This window comes from Enterococcus sp. C57 (assembly GCF_040887305.1).
Lineage (GTDB): Bacteria > Bacillota > Bacilli > Lactobacillales > Enterococcaceae > Enterococcus_B > Enterococcus_B hirae.
Map to the genome: position 1 here is coordinate 1 of NZ_JBFOFP010000007.1, position 14,495 is coordinate 14,495.

Genomic DNA, 14,495 nt, shown 5'->3' on the forward strand with positions numbered 1-14,495 from the left:
TACACACCGTTTAAAGGTAAAAAATTTGGGCAAGAAATGAAATATGGACAAGCAGGAAGGTTGATCACTCATGCTGAAATGTCTCCAGATAAATATATCCTCATGCAATCCACAGGACTGAAAGATAAGAACGGTGTAGAGAATTTTGAGGGGGATATAGTACTTTTCAGTGTAAGTGATGGTTTTAATCACTTAGATCATGAAAAAGCTGTTGTTCAAGCCTCTGGGTGTCATTCTGGCTTAATTTGTAAGCTAGTAGACTTGGACTTAGAATATCGAATTTATTATGATCCAGTATTTCACACTGACTATGAAGTTATCGGGAATATATACGAGAATAAAGAGTTATTAGAGGTAGAGTAATTGACTAAAATATTAGATGCATGTTGTGGTAGTCGAATGTTTTGGTTTGATAAACAGAATCCAAACGTAATTTTTATGGACATTCGGAAACAATATGAAGAACTAAATAGCGGACATGTCGTTGATATCAATCCTAATGTCATTGGAGATTTCAGAGATATGCCATTTGAAGATGAATCATTTTATCATGTAGTATTTGATCCGCCACACTTGCTTAAAGCAGGCGAGAATAGCTGGTTGGTCAAAAAGTATGGAAAATTAAATCCCGAAACTTGGAAAGAAGATTTAGCATTAGGATTCAAAGAATGTTTCAGAGTATTAAAGCCAAATGGAACTCTTGTATTTAAATGGAACGAGGATCAAATCAAGCTATCAGAAATATTGAATGCAATTGATTATGTGCCATTATATGGAAATAAGAGAGCTAAAACACACTGGTTAGTATTTATGAAGAGTATCTAGCTACCTCGTGAAATTGTAGGATCAATTTTGATTAAATATGTAATTTCTGAATTTACCAGATAATGGGAAGGTAAACATGCAAATTAAAAGGATCGTTTGGAAAATTAAAACTATAGTTAATGCTGTAGCGTTGAATTTTAAGTACAAGCTTAAATGTATTCCCCATTCAATCAAATTTAATCCAATTAAATAAAAGTAGTATCTCTTTTTAATCTTACAGTTTTTAAGAAAATAGTAGCTAATATAATAATCTAATAAGACAAGTATAACCAATATATGTTTATCTATAGTGACTATAGTGTCATGTTTTTCTGAGAGTCTATGGAAATACATTAATAATGTTGGTAAAGGAATATATATTGTTAATAATGATATAAAGAAAAAGACTATAAATGGCATTTCGTCACTCCCATATAAATAAAACTATGTAAAAAATATCACAATCTTGTGTTGTGGTCAAATATTTTCATGTTATCTATTTTGTTATTATTGTCAATAAATGAAAAGGAGGAGGTAGAATGATGGGTTTCAAAAAGAGTGACAAAGTAGTGACTAAAATAGGATCAGGCGTGTCATTATACTTCTTGGACAACGAATATTATATAGTTCAAGATGCTTCGATGCCTGGCAGAATCGTTTTGATTGACGACGATAAACAGCGTTTGAGTTGGCCATCTAGTAAATTCGAATTATATGAGGAGGTGGCGGAAGGATGAGTGGATTGATAATAGTCGTTTTAGTCTCTTCAATAACTTCTTTTATTGTTTCTTTTCTCATGTTGAAATGGCACATGAGAATGTTTAATAAATGGATAGAAAATTTTTTTGAGGAGGAAACAAAACAAATAAAAAACTACCTGTCTAAAGACAAGTAGCACAAAAGTTTTTACCAAAAGGAGTCATTTTTACTAAGCCGTTTATAATTTTAGGTTCAGACATTATTGAATTTTTAAGTTCTTTTTTTCTTTTTGAAAAAATATATGAGGTAGCAAGTCAGCAACCACAACTCAACGACAACCAGAAAATCGTGTTGGAGCAACTGAAAATCAATGCAGGGTCAGAAGGTTCACTAACAAAAGCGATTCATTCTCTCTTTAATTCACTATCCATTTCACCTGTTCGGTTTGAAAAAGATGGAGCTGAGGAATTATTGAAAGCTAGAAATGCACTTGCAAAATTGACTAGAAAACAAGAGGAAGAAGTCCTAGCAGCATTCGCGCAATGGGGATTGGGACAGGAGGAAAAAGAATGATTTATTCTTTTATCTTTATTGTACTTTTTGTTTGCATACTAGCAATCATACAAGAGGGATATAAGAAAAAATAAAAAAAGCCACCTCTTTCGAGATAGCAGCGCAATACTATTTTATCATATAAGGGGTGGCGTTTGTGAGATTTCAGTGGTTAAAAGATTATCAAGAACTTGATGAGCAGATTCTTTACTTAAAGTGGAATCTTAATAAAAGTAAGCTTGAATTGAATCGATGGGTCAATGGGGATTTAGCAGACGTCCGAATCGAAAAGAATTCTAGATCAGCTTCTTTAGAAGAAAATATTCAAAAGATAGAAAATGAAATTGATTTACTCGAAGAACAAAGAAAAGAAATGCTTGCTATTATTAATTCTTTTAAAGGGCTTGATAATGAGATTATTCGAAAAAAGTATGTCGAGGGTTGTTCATTAGAGATAATAGCGGAAGAGATTGGCTACAGTGCATCTTATGTTAGACAAAGACATGCTGATATTCGCAAAACTTTGAATTTCTTAGATGAATATGAAATGAACAAGATAGACAGACAAAATAAACTTAATGAAATTGATTATTACAATGAGGGCAGAGACGAAGCTGTACAAATTAGTTTATTCTAAAAATCCAATGTTCACTAAATGTTCGAACATTGTAGCTATGTCAGTATTGTATACAGCATGATATTCTATTAGTGTCAAAAAAATATGAAAGAGCCAAGATATCCCAACTTTTTAATTGGTATCTGTGGTTCTTTTCTATTGCTTTGATTGAACAGTAACACTCAAAAAAAGTAAACATGTCCTTGTTGTCTTTTAACAGCTGTTGTCTATTATTGATTAAACATCCAAAGTTTGTTTTACTTATATTAATATTATATTTAATAAGGAGTAAAACAACATGAATATTAATATTGATTTAGGCAACTTATGGGAGATGTTAAGTGCTGTAGGCACTATAGGGGCAGTTATATTATCATTAGTTTTAGCTTTGAGAGAGAAGAATAGACACATAACAGTTCTGATTACAACTGAACAATATTTTGGACATAGTTACATTATTACTTTGTGTAAAAGCCCTATGGATGCCTTCCTTTTAGAAGATATAGGATATGAAAGATTTGGTTTAAAAAAATCTCTAAAAGCTAAATTTGATAATGGGTTTGAAATATTGGACTCTAACGAAGTTGCTAAGGCTCAGAAACAATTCCCTTTTAGCTTTTCAAATGATAATTTAATCAAGATAGGCTTGTGGGATTGGGAATATAAAAACTTAATAAATAAAAAAATAAAATTTTATGTAAGAGATAATAATGGTAAATATCATAAATCAAATAAATTCAAAATTTTGGATGTATCAAAAAAAGATCAATTATGAAAAAACTCATAATTATTTCTAGATCACTCGTTGAGTGGTCTTTTTATTTTGAAAGGAGTTTTATCTATGAATGAAAAACAATTAAGCGAGCTATTTAAATTGAATGAAGCAAATCAAACTGTGGAGGCAACATTCTATGAAGCTCAAAAAGGACTAACATTAATCGCAAAGCAAGCCAAGTATTTCTATGACCAGCTCGTTATGCAAGGATTTAATGAAGAACAGGCAATGGAGTTTACGATGCGAACTTTTACTACTAATCGATAGAGAGAAGGATGCATAATGAGAAACCATTGGTATGTATCACTAACAAATAGGTATCCACAGCCAAATACAGCTGATCCAATCAGAGTGGTTCAATCAGTCCAGATCAAAAAGAAGTACTCCATCATTGAAATGACCAGAGAAGCTACGACAAATGAAATTGATAAATGCAAACTTATTTATTGCGGTCATGGTTTCTTTGATGAACCAAACATTCAAAATAATATTAACAAGAATTTGAGGGATTAGAATGCAAGAAATGGCTTAAAAATCTCCAATCAGGACAAATTAAGTTAGACAAAGTTTCAGATTTAAAGATATTGATAATGATTAACAAATATGACTTGTCTCCTGATATACTTAAATAAAATATATTAGGAGTGAAATACTATGGGTGACGGAGCATGGGGATTTTTAGGCGTTATTTTCTCAGTTATTGTAAGTTGGTGTATAGCACACAAAAATTTGAAGAATACTGTAGAACAAAATCAGCAAAATAGAAAAATTCAAGAAAAACTTGAAAAAAACCAAAGAGATTTTCAGAACAGTATAAATAAAAGTCGAATAGAATTTGAAAGGGAAATGACTCAAAAACAAATAGATGCCAATTTAAAAGCAAAAGCAAGAATAGAGTGGATAAGCGAAGTCAGAAGGTTGGTTTCTGAATATTTAGTAGTAATTCATAAAGTTGGAGAATTGTTATTTTTGCTGAAGGAAAATAATATTAAAAAAAAGCAGGAAATAAGGAGAAATCAAAGTACACTTGGGAAAGATTCGAGAGAAATCCTTGAAAGCAATAAACAATACGCAATAGAAACGGATCTCAACGAAAAAGAGCGAAAGAAACTACTATCAGAACTCGAAAATCAGAAATATAAAACTTTAGCTATTTCAGAACAATTAGTATTGTACTTTTCTAATCAAAAAGAGCATGAAAAAATTAGAAAAAGCTTGAACAATATCAAGGGAATAATTATAGATATATACAATAAAGCTTATGGAACGGATATTAGTGAGACTTATTATGATGAAAAAAGTCCAATTCTAAATGAAAATTCCGAAGAATTAAGTGAAGAAATTGGTAAATATTTAAAAATAGAATGGGACAGAGCGAAAAAAGGCGAATAGAAAAACAAAACTCAACCTAAACAGAATGTGAGGTGGTGTGATTTGAATGGCAAGGAAGCGTGATCCAAGACGTGATGAAGCCAAGAAAATTTGGTTAGAATCTAACGGAGAGAAGCAGTTAAAAGAAATTGCATCAGAATTAAATGTTTCAGATTCTCAAATTAGGAAATGGAAATCAATTGATAAATGGAGTGCTGAATTGAAAGGTAATGTTACCAATGCGAAAGGTAACGTTACTAATCAAGGAGGCGCTCCTTTTGGTAATCAGAATGCAAAGGGGAATAAAGGCAATAGCCGAGCATCACCGCCAGTAGGGAACAAGAACGCTTTGAAAACTGGCGAGTATGAAATAATATTCTTTGATACGTTAAGCGATGAAGAGAAGGACATCTATTCTAATTTGAATAATGATCCTTCTTTTGTTTTGTCTGAGGAAATACGATTGCTGAAGATAAGACAGCTGCGAATGATGAAAAGAATTCAGCAAGCTGAGGCTGGTTTAAACGATGAAGAAATCGAACGTCTGCAACAGTTAAGGAAAATCAAAACGCCGATTGAAAAAAACGGTAGAAAATTAGAAATCAAACGAGAGGTTATGCAATATGTTCAAGTTAGCAGAAAAACACATCGCAAAATTGATGACATTCTTTCAATTGAAGATTCATTAACTCGGATTAGCAATCAGTTATCTAAAGCCATTAAGCAAATGAATGAACTATATATAACAGATTACAAGACTGATTTAATGAAAGCACAAACCGAGAAAATTCAAGCTGAAATAGCAGATATTGGCGGTAATAATTCTGGCGAAGAAGTGGAAGAATGGAAGCAAGCAGTTTTAAATGCAGCAAATAAACGGGCGGTGAGAGAGAATGAGCAATGATTTTATCCCATTTGCTGATATAGGTGCTGCGATTGATTATTACTATGATAAGCCAGTAGCTTTTTGCCAAGATATATTGGGCTTGGATCCTGATGAATGGCAGGAAAGTGTTTTGAATGATTTGGCTGAATTTCCAAAGGTTTCAGTTCGTTCTGGACAAGGGGTTGGAAAAACAGCATTAGAAGCAGGAGCAATACTTTGGTTTTTAACTTGTCGACCATACGCTAAAGTGATTGCTACAGCGCCAACCATGAAACAACTTTACGATGTGCTTTGGGCGGAAGTAGCTAAATGGTTAAATGATAGCTTGATCAAAAACTTACTGAAGTGGACAAAGACCAAAATTTATATGGTTGGTGATTCAGAACGTTGGTTTGCTACAGCTAGAACAGCAACGAAGCCAGAAAATATGCAAGGTTTTCATGAGGACCATATGTTGATTGTTGTAGATGAAGCTTCTGGTGTATCTGATCCAATTATGGAAGCTATTCTTGGTACGCTATCAGGTTTTGATAATAAGCTATTAATGTGTGGGAACCCAAATAATATTGAAGGTGTTTTTTACGATTCCCACAATTCAGACCGTGATAAATACAGAGTCCATAAAGTATCTAGTTACGATAGTAAACGCACAAACAAAGATAACATAGAGATGATTCTTAAAAAGTATGGAAAAGAAAGCGACGTTGCTCGTGTGCGTATTTTTGGAGAATTTCCGAAAGGAGCATTGGATTCATTTATCAGTCTTGAAACGGTTGAATTGGCTACAGAAAAACAAATTAGTGATTCTTTAGTCAATAAAACAACGGTTGCTCATATTGGTGTCGACGTAGCTCGGTATGGTGATGATTCTACGATTCTTTTCCCTAGAATTGCTACCAGAGCATTGGAGTATGAGAAGTATTCAAAACGAAGCACCATGGAAACAACAGGATATGTTATCAATATGGCCAAGAATCTAATGAGTCAATATCCAAGTATTGATAAAGTGATGATTAAAGTTGATGACACTGGTGTCGGAGGTGGTGTAACTGACCGCCTAGAAGAATTAATAGAAGACAATCAGTATCCTTTTGAGGTGCTTGGAGTGAATAATGGTTCAACATCAGAAGACGATTTTTACGATAATTTAGGTACTCAACTATGGGGAAACATCAAGGAAATGTTAGAAGAAAATATGACAGCAAATCTTAACGGTGAACAGCCGATTATTGAATTGCCTGATGATGGATCGTTGATTAAAGAACTGAGTACACGTAAATTCAAAATGACGAGTAGAAGTCGTATTCGTTTAGAAAGTAAAGATGATATGAAAAAGCGAAACATTGGTAGTCCAGATATTGCTGACGCGTTGGCTTTAGCATTTTATGAGCCACCAAGTCACTATCAATTTATTCAAATTTAGGAGATGAGCTTTTGATTAGTACAGTATTATCTTTAAAGAGATATAAGAAGCTACGTGTTAAATATGCAACACAAATTGAAGATGGAATGTTTGATCCGAATGGTTTTATAGAAGATATGAAACCATTTTTTGCTGATCGTGAAAGAAAATATCTAGCGTATACTAGCGAAAAGAATGAAATAGACAAAAGACCAAAACCTAACACCGATATTGTAAAGGTTAATAATAAACTTCATGCTGGTATGTATTCGATTGTCGTAGATCAAGCAGTCAATCATTTTACTGGTATACCTATTAAATGGGATTACGATGTATCGGAACAAAAAAGAACACTCATTCAAAGATTAAAAGATAAATTCTTAAAAAATGATACAGAGCTTCCAACAGTTCCAGAAGCTTTTAACAAATTAACAAGCAATCTTGATTCCATGAGATTTGCAATGCTTGACCCTGAGACAGCCACTTTCCAAGGAGCATGTGGAGTAGCTTTCCGATTGTTAGAGCCTGTGGAAGGAGATGATGGTTGGGAGTTAAGAGCAAGCAATATTGAGCCTTGGAGAGCTGAAAGATATGGAAATGCTGGAATCTATATTAAAGAAAAGTATGACTCTTATCAGAAAAAGTTTTTCCAAGAAATGAAAGTTATAACTAGAAATGAAATTACGACATATGCTTGTTATGGTAATTTAGATTTTATTACTAACGGAACATTCAAAAAAATCGATGAAACAAAAAATCCTTTAGAAGTGATTAATTTATCCGAATTTAAAAACAATACAAATCGTTATTGTGATTTTGAAGTAGCTGAGGAAATTGGAGATGCAATTGATCGTGCTTTGTCTGATCAACAAAACGAAATCGAACAGTTTAAGCTTGCGTACATGCTTGTTACTGGTACGACAATGAGCAAAGACACTGCTAAAGAAATGATGAATCAGCTAGGGATTATTAACTTAAAAGACCCTACAGCAAAAGCTGAATATGTCACAAAAAATTTAGCAAAAGATTTCAATGAATATCATATGGATCTATTGAAAAAACAGTTTTACACCATTTGCAAAGCAATCGATTTTAACGATGAGGTGTTTAAATCAAACAGTTCTGGAGAAGCTCGTAAGTGGCAAATCATTAGCCTAGAAGCAAAAACAAATACTAAAGAACAATATTTTAGAGAAGGATTGAAAGAATGCGCAGAAACAATTGCTGCTTTTCTTAAGTTTCATGACAAAGTAGAAATTGAGCCAGAAAAAATTATTTTTACTTTCTCTAGATCTTTGCCAACTGATCTAAGTTATTTAGCTGAAGCTTTACCTAAGCTTGCACCTTATGTATCCAAACGAACCATTCAAAGACAAATTCCCTTTGTGACAGATGTTGATTATGAAAATGAAATAATGGAGTTGGAAAGTGGAAATGCTTATCCAGATAGTGAATACAATTTTGGCGGAGGTGGCAATAATGACGATAGAAACGAAGTATTGGACCAAACGTCGAGAACTGGAGGATCAAGCAAGGCTCAAACAAGAAAATCAAACACTTAAAAAATTAGCTAGTGTATTTCCTGAAGCGCTGAAAGAGATACAAGCAGAACTATTATCTCAAGCAGACTTACATGATATTACTTATGCTGAAATGATGGAGTTTTACAGCAGAAGTGACCAAAAAAAATATCGTGAATATGTGGAAAAAAATTACAAATCTCTCAAAATATACGATTCAAAATACAAAGAGTTTATCGATGAATTTTTTCCATCTTTTGATTATGCAAAGGTTAATCGTTTGTTACAGATACGTTCAGATATCTTTAAAATCCTTGCATACCATGCAATGGATGTAGACGTGAATAAGTATTTTTCAGATCGATTGGAAGAGATATTGCAACGTTCATATGCTTCAAATGCAAATGTGTTAGCTCAATTACTAAGCGTTGATTTGCCGAATTATTTATCCCAAGAGGAATTAAACAGTTATCTAAACTATCCTTGGTCGGGTAAAACATTTTCTAGGAGGCTTTGGGGAAATATTTCATCGCTTGAACAGAAACTCTCTAATGCTATTGTAAAAAGTGTTGCTAGTGGAGAAGGCGTTATACACGCACTAAATACCATGCGATTAGACTCAGAAATTTGTGACATGTTTAAGCTAGAAGAATCAAAGTACAACAAAGCGATAGAAAATCTCGTTCGAACGGAGTATGCAAAATTTGCTCAAGATGGTATTGAAAAATCATATTTAGAAACAGGTATTGAGGAATACAACGTTTTAACTGCAAAGGATGAGAGAGTTTGCCGAATTTGTGGAGGAAAGGCAAGTAAGAATCCCTATAAACTGAAAGATGCTGTCATAGGTGAGAATCGAGCGCCTTTCCATAGTCGTTGCAGATGTACGGATGTTCCTAACTTACCAAAATTAGGAAAGGATATTGATGAAGAATATGACCGATTATTTTGCGATTTATTAGATGAGTTTGCACATGATTCTTTTGGAATTAATTTGAAACGGAGGAAGTAGAATGAAAGATTTTCATGAAGCAGTACTAATAATTAATGTAAATGCTGATATCGCAGAAGCCTACAAAACAGCTATTGAGTCTGAGAACCATCCTAATGGCTTGAGAGATCATTGGAATGGCAATTATGCCTATGTTGTTATTGGCAATCAAATTGTTAATTATCAAGATAATACTCCAGTTGATAAGAATACCGTTAATTTAACGATTCAATTATTATCTCATACATTACCAAATTTAAAAGAAACAGTTAATTGGTATGAAAAGATGGGGTGTATTGTTGTTAGAACTGACTACAAAGAAGGAAAGTCTAGTAATTAGGCTTTTTTATTTTGTCCGAAATGACGTTAAACTAGCGCAATACTGGGCTTGGTTGAATGGTGGGGCGCAACTATTAAAACTCAAAGCAATGTGGGGCGTGAAAACGAATCGTGGGGCGAAAGGAGAATAAGCATGAAACACATATCATTAATACCGATGAACTTGCAATACTTTGCCGAAGGTGACGATCCACAGTTTTCTTTTGAGGATTTCAAAGCTTTTGTGGAATCCAATGAAGAAGCTCAAAAATTTCTTCAGTCACAATCTCAAAGTGTTGCTGATAAACAATTGGAAGCTTGGAAACAAAATAACCTAGATAAAATTAAACAGGAAACTATCAAGGAATATGAGGAATCTAAGAAACATAAGTCACCTGAACAAATTCAACTAGAAAAATTACAAGCTGAATTCGAAGCTGAGAAGGCTTTGCGTGTGACAAGTGATAATAAAGCTTTTGTTGCAGAACAAATTGCTGGGCTAGAACTAGATGGAGAGTTAAAAGATTCTATTTCTCAATTTATGTTAAAAAATCTTGTTAGTTCTGATACAGAATTCACTAAAAAAGCTGTTGAAGGTTTTACTAACGTTTTGGAATCTATTAAAGAAAAACACTCCGAAGAAATTAAAAGTCTTGAAATGCAGACAGCGTTTGGTACGAGAAAACAGAAACAAACAACTGATAATAAACAAGAAAATATTGATGATCCAATGGGTAAGTTAGGCGAAATGTTACAACAATTTAATTAGGAGAGTGACAAATTATGAAAAAAACATCTTTAAATAATTTAGAGTATTTGGATATTTCACCAGCGATTAATGCTATGCAAATACCAAATACACCTTTTTTAAGCTATTTACTTGGCGCCGGAAAGACCGAACGAGCTGAATCATCGGAAATTAAATGGCGTGAATATGATATTAATAATGATGATTCTTCTGAAAAGCTTGAGGGCGGAGATTATCCAGATGTTGAATCTGGTCGAACTTGGTTTAACAACTATACAGAAATTTTTAGAAAATCAACCTCTGTATCTGGTACGTTAGATGCTATTAATGTGAATGGTGTCGGAAACGAATTAACTAATCAAGTAGCACTACGTGGTATGGAAATGAAAATTGATTTGAACAGAAAATTGATTACTGGTGTAAAAGCTGATGAAAATAGTTCTAAAGGTCGTCGAATGAATGGGATTTTGAATTTGATCAATTCAGCAAATAAGGCAGAAACAGCTACTGCGGGTGCGGTAACAAGAAAAGATATCGATAGTTTATTTAAATTGATGTATGAAAAAGGTTATATGGGAGAAAAACTATGCTTGATTTCTCCAGATATGCAGGAGTTAATGACTGATGAGTTAGATGGAAAATCAACAAAAATTGTTCAGTTCGGGGAAAGAGTAACTTTTGGATTGCAAATTGGAAATATCGTGTCTAATTACGGCACAGGTATTGCTTTACTAGAACCATCATTGCCAAAAGGAACAATTGCCGCAATCGATACTAATTATGTGAAACTACGTCCATTACGTGAATGGAGAGCAGAAGAACTTGCAAAAACAACTGATTCAAGACGTATCGGTCTTGTAGGTGAATATTCTCTTGAATACAACGCTTCAAACTCTGGGGCCATTTTAAATTTAATGTCTGAATAAAAGGGAGTTAGTACTCCCTTTTTTGATAGGAGGAATTACAGTGGTAAAAAAAGATGAAACTAAAAAAGATGAAGTCGTGAAATATAGAGTAGGTAAAACTAAAAATTTTGTTGGGTTTGTTCATCCTAAAACTCGTAGATTTATCACAGCAGATTCAAATAACGAATTTATCATTTCTATAGATGATAAAGAAGCAATTGCAATTTTGGAAGATGCAATTGATGTTAATGAAATTTAGGAAGTGATCTGATGGATGAATCGCTAAAAACGGAAATCATTGAGTCTATAAAAGAAGATTTTCCAGATTTGAGTGAAGAACGCATAACTAATTTATTAGAAATAATTTTGCTAGAAATTGAATCATACAATAGTTGTAAAAATGATGTTTCATGGGAAAAGTTAAAAAGCGTGATTAGTGAAGTGTTGTATCAAATAATAAAAAATGAATCAGAAAAAAAAGTATCTTCAGTTAGACGTGGCGATACGACGATTAGTTATGCGTCAACAGCGAATGCTGTTAGTGAGTTACTTCTAGGATATGGCGATTTGATACGAAGGGTTATTGGTTGTGGAGGATTGGAGTTTTTTTAATGAATGAAGCAGATATTTTAGAAACTACTTACGAAGATAGTTGTATTATCGAAAGACTAATGGACATTGAAGATTCTAATACAAATATTACTATTCAAGATTATAAAAAAGTATATGATAATCCTATCCCTTGCGCTCTTTCACAAGGTCAAATCGATGGACTAGCAGTCATAGAAGATGGAGAAATGGTAAATGTTTCGACTGACACATATAAATTATTTATTCATCCTAAGATTAAACTCAAAAAAGGAGATCGAATAACAATAACTCAAAAGGCCAGTGGCTTAATTTTTTCTCTATTTGCTACTAAGCCTTTTTACTATCCTAGTCATTGTGAAGTAAATTTGATAGGAAGTGAAAAAAATGGGTGATCTCAAATATGAATCTAATGCAGAAAAGATCATTGAAAATTTTAAAAATATGACTGTAATTGCTCAAAAAGAAGGAATATCTTTTGTAAATGATTCGATGAATAAAGTTGTTAGCCTAGCTAAACCTTTAACTCCTGTAAAATCAGGTGATTTAAGACGTGGTTATCGAGTAGTAAAAGCTAGGAAGCTTTCAACTGGTCGTATTGTTGGAGCAGTTATAAATAATGAACATTACTTTAAGTATGTGGAAGAAGGACACAGGACTAAAAATGGTGGATTTGTAAAAGGACGGTTTATGTTGACCCGTGCAACGAATCTTGCAAATATGTCTTATATTCCTCGAAGATTTAAACAAATGGCAATAAAAATCGTTAAGAAAGGAAAGTAACATGAAAGATAAAATCATTGCTGAAATCAGTAGTAAATTAAAAGAAATATATCCAGATGGGACAATATATCTTGATTCAGTTATGCAGTCAACTAAAGATTTTTACTTTGTATTATCCGTAATGGAATCTGGGACTGAAAATGTAGGGATTGATGTTCAAAATGTTTCTTTCTTAATTGATATTGCATTGATTGATAATAAATCTGATAAAAAATTAGTGAATGAATTAGTCTCACGCTGTGGGGCTTTTTTTAATACGATTACAATTGATAGTCAAACACTATTTCCAGAAAACTATTTACCTGATGAAACAGATGGTGTTCAACACATTCGCTTTACATTAGGATTTCCACAATATATTGAATGGAGTGAAAAATAAATGGGAGAAAAAAGAAGTAAAACTGGAATTATTTCTGTTGAAAAACCTACTTGGTTTCCTTTGAAAGATGAGACAGGAGAACTTCCAGTATATGATACTGCAATGACGATGGGAACAGCAGTTAGTATCAAACCTACAGCTAATTACGAAACAACACAAGACTATGGTGATTCAGTTGTTCAAGATCAATTCACTGCGTTTGGTGGTGCAGAAGTTGAATTAGAAGCAAATGGGTATAGTCATAAAGTTTTAACAGCGATCACTGGAGGAAAACTTGTCAAAGGTGGTGCGTTGCGCTCTGGAGAAGATATTGCCCAAGATGGGGCTTTTGCATATCGGCGTAAAAAGTCGAATGGAAAATATCGTTATACAGTCTTTTATAAAGGGCAGTTTGCTTTAGATTCAGATGAAACTTCAACTATTGAAGGAAGTAAAGTAAGTTTTACTCATCCAACTTGGAAGGGTTCATTTGTAGATGTACCAGGACTTGGATATATGTACTCAGTTGATGAAGATGATGAAGGCGTTGATCAAACAATGATCGAAAACTGGTTTACAAAAGTAGCAATTCCAATTGAAGAAGCAGAACAAGAAGAACTTGCAGGAGGTAAAAAATAATGTCTAAATATCAAACTACAATTAAATTAATGAAAAAAAATGAGGATGGGAAATATAAACAAGTGCAATTCAAATCTGCTGAATTTCTACCAGGTCCAGTTGTAGAAGAAGCGGCAGAAGTGATGGAAGGAATGCAAAATGCTGTAGATGGAAAAACAGTATCAGAAGCATTAAGTCGAGCTTATTCATTTATTGCGGATACTTTGTTTGAAGGGCAATTTACTGGTGAAGATTATCGTCAAGGGATTGATGCTCGAGAAATTGCTCCATTGACAGGCAAGTTATTAAAATCTGTTACCGCAGGCTTTGATGAAACTTATACGGAGACGAAAAAAAAGTAAGCGAAGCTCTCAAGTATCCTTATTTTAAACATTCGATTACTTATCGAGAATTAGATTTAAAGACGCAATTACTCGAAGCAGGTTGGACGTTACCAGAAATTGAACGTACTGACTTTGATGAGTTAATGCGTCTTTTTGCTTTTCGAGATGCAGTAAAAGAGCATGAGGATGTTGAGTACTACGATAACTTCACCCAATT

Annotated in this window: 25 protein-coding genes; 24 read left to right on the forward strand and 1 reads right to left on the reverse strand. The window is 33.3% G+C overall.

The window, feature by feature from the left end; all coding sequences use genetic code 11:
- On the forward strand, positions 1-363 hold a 363-nt coding region (locus AB5M32_RS09245), incomplete at its 5' end, for a YopX family protein (RefSeq protein ID WP_368024416.1).
- The gene (locus tag AB5M32_RS09250) at positions 364-825 is read left to right on the forward strand and encodes a class I SAM-dependent methyltransferase (protein WP_002325355.1); all 462 of its coding nucleotides are present in this window, start codon (positions 364-366) and stop codon (positions 823-825) included. It abuts the gene before it with no gap.
- A gap of 21 nt (positions 826-846) precedes the next feature.
- Here AB5M32_RS09250 and AB5M32_RS09255 read toward each other — a convergent pair whose 3' ends face one another.
- Positions 847-1,224, reverse strand: coding sequence for a hypothetical protein (locus AB5M32_RS09255; RefSeq protein ID WP_010718394.1), 378 nt, complete (start codon positions 1,222-1,224; stop codon positions 847-849).
- A gap of 122 nt (positions 1,225-1,346) precedes the next feature.
- Between AB5M32_RS09255 and AB5M32_RS09260 the strand changes: the two genes are divergently transcribed.
- The 22 genes from AB5M32_RS09260 to AB5M32_RS09365 all read left to right on the forward strand — a co-directional run bounded on the left by AB5M32_RS09260 (position 1,347) and on the right by AB5M32_RS09365 (position 14,296).
- Positions 1,347-1,541: a hypothetical protein gene (locus AB5M32_RS09260; RefSeq protein ID WP_240143997.1), complete on the forward strand. Its 195-nt coding sequence runs from the start codon at positions 1,347-1,349 to the stop codon at positions 1,539-1,541.
- Between the two features lie 313 nt (positions 1,542-1,854).
- On the forward strand, positions 1,855-2,076 hold the full coding sequence (locus AB5M32_RS09265; RefSeq protein WP_238652734.1) for a hypothetical protein: 222 nt from the start codon (positions 1,855-1,857) through the stop codon (positions 2,074-2,076).
- 136 nt (positions 2,077-2,212) lie between these two features.
- Positions 2,213-2,692 (forward strand): hypothetical protein, encoded by a 480-nt coding sequence (locus AB5M32_RS09270; protein WP_130029511.1) that lies wholly within the window; start codon positions 2,213-2,215, stop codon positions 2,690-2,692.
- 277 nt (positions 2,693-2,969) lie between these two features.
- Positions 2,970-3,446 carry a hypothetical protein gene (locus tag AB5M32_RS09275; protein ID WP_130029510.1) on the forward strand — a complete coding sequence of 159 codons (477 nt, stop codon included), beginning with the start codon at positions 2,970-2,972 and terminating at the stop codon, positions 3,444-3,446.
- Between the two features lie 66 nt (positions 3,447-3,512).
- Positions 3,513-3,713 (forward strand): hypothetical protein, encoded by a 201-nt coding sequence (locus AB5M32_RS09280; RefSeq protein WP_130029509.1) that lies wholly within the window; start codon positions 3,513-3,515, stop codon positions 3,711-3,713.
- A gap of 15 nt (positions 3,714-3,728) precedes the next feature.
- Entirely contained in the window at positions 3,729-3,959 is a 231-nt protein-coding gene (locus tag AB5M32_RS09285; RefSeq protein ID WP_130029508.1) for a hypothetical protein, read from the forward strand.
- 141 nt (positions 3,960-4,100) lie between these two features.
- On the forward strand, positions 4,101-4,838 hold the full coding sequence (locus AB5M32_RS09290; RefSeq protein ID WP_192924245.1) for a hypothetical protein: 738 nt from the start codon (positions 4,101-4,103) through the stop codon (positions 4,836-4,838).
- A 46-nt stretch (positions 4,839-4,884) separates the two neighbouring features.
- Entirely contained in the window at positions 4,885-5,721 is an 837-nt protein-coding gene (terS, locus tag AB5M32_RS09295) for a phage terminase small subunit (RefSeq protein ID WP_368024417.1), read from the forward strand.
- A complete protein-coding gene (locus tag AB5M32_RS09300; RefSeq protein ID WP_368024418.1) occupies positions 5,711-7,126 on the forward strand; it encodes a DEAD/DEAH box helicase family protein in 1,416 nt (471 codons plus the stop codon). The genes terS and AB5M32_RS09300 overlap by 11 nt, the downstream gene beginning before the upstream one ends.
- 11 nt (positions 7,127-7,137) lie before the next feature.
- Entirely contained in the window at positions 7,138-8,667 is a 1,530-nt protein-coding gene (locus AB5M32_RS09305; RefSeq protein WP_274456639.1) for a phage portal protein, read from the forward strand.
- Positions 8,585-9,637, forward strand: coding sequence for a minor capsid protein (locus AB5M32_RS09310; RefSeq protein ID WP_228248936.1), 1,053 nt, complete (start codon positions 8,585-8,587; stop codon positions 9,635-9,637). Before AB5M32_RS09305 ends, AB5M32_RS09310 begins: the two co-directional genes overlap by 83 nt.
- Position 9,638: 1 nt before the next feature.
- Positions 9,639-9,956 (forward strand): hypothetical protein, encoded by a 318-nt coding sequence (locus AB5M32_RS09315; RefSeq protein ID WP_204639937.1) that lies wholly within the window; start codon positions 9,639-9,641, stop codon positions 9,954-9,956.
- Positions 9,916-10,086: a hypothetical protein gene (locus AB5M32_RS09320; protein WP_368024419.1), complete on the forward strand. Its 171-nt coding sequence runs from the start codon at positions 9,916-9,918 to the stop codon at positions 10,084-10,086. The genes AB5M32_RS09315 and AB5M32_RS09320 overlap by 41 nt, the downstream gene beginning before the upstream one ends.
- Positions 10,087-10,088: 2 nt before the next feature.
- Positions 10,089-10,703: a DUF4355 domain-containing protein gene (locus AB5M32_RS09325; RefSeq protein WP_204639935.1), complete on the forward strand. Its 615-nt coding sequence runs from the start codon at positions 10,089-10,091 to the stop codon at positions 10,701-10,703.
- Positions 10,704-10,717: 14 nt separating this feature from the next.
- Positions 10,718-11,608, forward strand: a complete 891-nt coding sequence (locus tag AB5M32_RS09330; protein WP_368024420.1) for a DUF5309 family protein — start codon at positions 10,718-10,720, stop codon at positions 11,606-11,608.
- Positions 11,609-11,630: 22 nt separating this feature from the next.
- Positions 11,631-11,846 (forward strand): hypothetical protein, encoded by a 216-nt coding sequence (locus tag AB5M32_RS09335; RefSeq protein WP_002311614.1) that lies wholly within the window; start codon positions 11,631-11,633, stop codon positions 11,844-11,846.
- Between the two features lie 11 nt (positions 11,847-11,857).
- Positions 11,858-12,199 (forward strand): hypothetical protein, encoded by a 342-nt coding sequence (locus tag AB5M32_RS09340; RefSeq protein ID WP_002304501.1) that lies wholly within the window; start codon positions 11,858-11,860, stop codon positions 12,197-12,199.
- A complete protein-coding gene (locus AB5M32_RS09345) occupies positions 12,199-12,570 on the forward strand; it encodes a hypothetical protein (RefSeq protein WP_034867685.1) in 372 nt (123 codons plus the stop codon). The genes AB5M32_RS09340 and AB5M32_RS09345 overlap by 1 nt, the downstream gene beginning before the upstream one ends.
- Positions 12,563-12,958: an HK97 gp10 family phage protein gene (locus AB5M32_RS09350; RefSeq protein ID WP_034698433.1), complete on the forward strand. Its 396-nt coding sequence runs from the start codon at positions 12,563-12,565 to the stop codon at positions 12,956-12,958. The genes AB5M32_RS09345 and AB5M32_RS09350 overlap by 8 nt, the downstream gene beginning before the upstream one ends.
- A 1-nt stretch (position 12,959) precedes the next feature.
- On the forward strand, positions 12,960-13,337 hold the full coding sequence (locus AB5M32_RS09355; protein WP_010752291.1) for a DUF6838 family protein: 378 nt from the start codon (positions 12,960-12,962) through the stop codon (positions 13,335-13,337).
- Positions 13,338-13,955: a major tail protein gene (locus AB5M32_RS09360; protein WP_063627281.1), complete on the forward strand. Its 618-nt coding sequence runs from the start codon at positions 13,338-13,340 to the stop codon at positions 13,953-13,955.
- Positions 13,955-14,296 carry a hypothetical protein gene (locus AB5M32_RS09365; RefSeq protein ID WP_063627280.1) on the forward strand — a complete coding sequence of 114 codons (342 nt, stop codon included), beginning with the start codon at positions 13,955-13,957 and terminating at the stop codon, positions 14,294-14,296. Before AB5M32_RS09360 ends, AB5M32_RS09365 begins: the two co-directional genes overlap by 1 nt.
- Positions 14,297-14,495: the final 199 nt, after the last annotated feature.